A 2126-nucleotide genomic window follows, 5' to 3' on the forward strand; every position below is an offset into this window, starting at 1 on the left:
GTCAACGGCAGAACATCCAGCACCACGAACGCGGAGGGAACCATGTAATCCGGCAACCGCTCCCCCACATACCGACGCAGAACAGCAGCATCGAAGTCCACGGCCGTAGGCACGACATAGGCGACGAGGCGTTTGTCGCCGGGCTGGTCCTCCCGTACGGCCACGACCACCTGACCCACCGACGCGTGCTCCGCCAGGACCGCTTCGATCTCACCCGGCTCGATACGGAAACCCCGCACCTTCACCTGCGCATCAGCACGCCCCACAAACTCCAAAACCCCATCCGCCGACCACCGCACCACATCACCCGTGCGATACATCCGCGAACCCGCCACCACAGCAAACGGATCCGCCACAAACCGCTCCGCCGTCAAACCCGGACGCCCCACATACCCCCGAGCCAACTGCGCACCCGCCACATACAACTCACCCGCCACACCCACCGGAACCGGCGACAAACCCCCATCCAGCACATACACCCGCGTATTCCACACCGGACGCCCGATCGGCACGGTGTCGTCGGCCGCCCGGCACTCCCAGAACGTGACGTCCACCGCGGCCTCCGTGGGACCGTAAAGGTTGTGGACGGAACCGCCGAGCGTGCGCAGCGCCTGGTTCTTCAACTCCACGGACAGCGCTTCACCACTGCATATGAGGTTCTTGAGCGGTGCGCAGGTGGCTGCGTCGGGATGCTGGAGGAAGGCGCCCAGCATCGAGGGCACGAAGTGTGCGGTGGTGACCTTTTCGGTACGGATCAGCTCGGCGAGGGCAGCGGGGTCCTTGTGTTCCCCGCGGGCGGCGACGACCATTGCGGCCCCGGCGACGAGCGGCCAGAAGAACTCCCAGACTGATACGTCGAATGCGGACGAGGTCTTCTGGAGGACTCGGTCCGTCGGTTCCAAACGGTATTCGTCCTGCATCCACAGCAGGCGGTTGGTGATCGCGGCATGGGAGACGGCCACGCCCTTGGGCCGCCCGGTGGATCCCGACGTGTAGATCACGTAGGCCGTGTGCTGCGGAAGCAGGCGGCTCGCGCGGTGCTCGTCGAGGGAGATGTTGCTGTGATCCTGGCGCTCCAGAAGGGTCTGCGCGGCCGGGTCGTCCAGTACGAGCCGGCTCGCGCGGGCCGCGGGCTCCGCAGGTAGCTTCGCCGCTGTTTCCGCCTGGGTGACGATGAGGACCGGGTCGGCGTCCCGGAGCATGTGGGCGATGCGATCGGCGGGGTATTCCGGGTCGATGGGGACGTACCCGGCGCCGGTCTTCACCACGGCCAGCAGGGCGACGACGAGGTCCACCGAGCGGGATGCTGCCACGGCGACCAGGCGTTCGGGGCCGGCGCCCTGGTCGGCGAGGTACCTGGCGAGCCGGTTCGCTCGACCATTGAGTTCCGCGTAGGTCAGCCGGGTCCCGCCATCGGTGACAGCCAGGGCGTCGGGTGTCCGTGCGACCTGCTGCTCGAACAGATCCGGCAACGTGCTCTCGGGCACGTCATGAGTGGTGTTGTTCCAGGCGGTCAGGATCCGCTCGCGCTCGTCGTCACTGCCAGATGGGATTTCTCGTACGAGCTGTCGGGCGTTTGCCGGGAACGCCTTGAGGATCCGGATGAAACGATCCGCGATGTCCTCCACCTGGGGACGGTCGAAGGCATCGGGGCGGTAGTCGAACCGCAGGTGCAGACCGGTTCCCGGCATCACCATCAGGCTGAGCGGGTAGTGGGTCGCATCCCGTACTTCGGTGTGGCTGAGACTGAGAGTGGAGGACTCCCGTTCTACCGTCGAGTCCGCGACCGGGTAGTTCTCGAAGACGACGACGGTGTCGAAGAGTTCGCCGGCCGGGGTCAGTTTGTGGATGTCGGTAAGTTTGAGGTGCTGGTGGGCCAGGAGGGCACTCTGCTCGTCCTGGAGCCGCACCAACGCCTCACCCACCGTTTCAGCAGGCTTCAGACGCACCCGTACCGGCACAGTATTGATGAACAGGCCAACCATCGACTCAATACCAGGAATCTGAGCCGGGCGCCCCGCAACGGTCGCACCGAAGACCACATCGTCCTGACCCGTCATATGCCCGAGCAGCACCGCCCACGCCTGCTGGACCACGGTGTTCAACGTGACCCCACAGCCCCGCGC

1 protein-coding gene is annotated in these 2126 nt (G+C 65.9%); it reads right to left on the reverse strand.

Going from position 1 to position 2126, the window contains the following annotated elements; all coding sequences use genetic code 11:
• Positions 1-2096: non-ribosomal peptide synthetase (locus tag ABTZ59_RS37000; RefSeq protein ID WP_351425892.1), on the reverse strand; the 2096-nt coding region annotated here is incomplete at its 3' end.
• Positions 2097-2126: the final 30 nt, after the last annotated feature.

This window comes from Streptomyces sp. NPDC094034 (genome assembly GCF_040303865.1).
Lineage (GTDB): Bacteria > Actinomycetota > Actinomycetes > Streptomycetales > Streptomycetaceae > Streptomyces.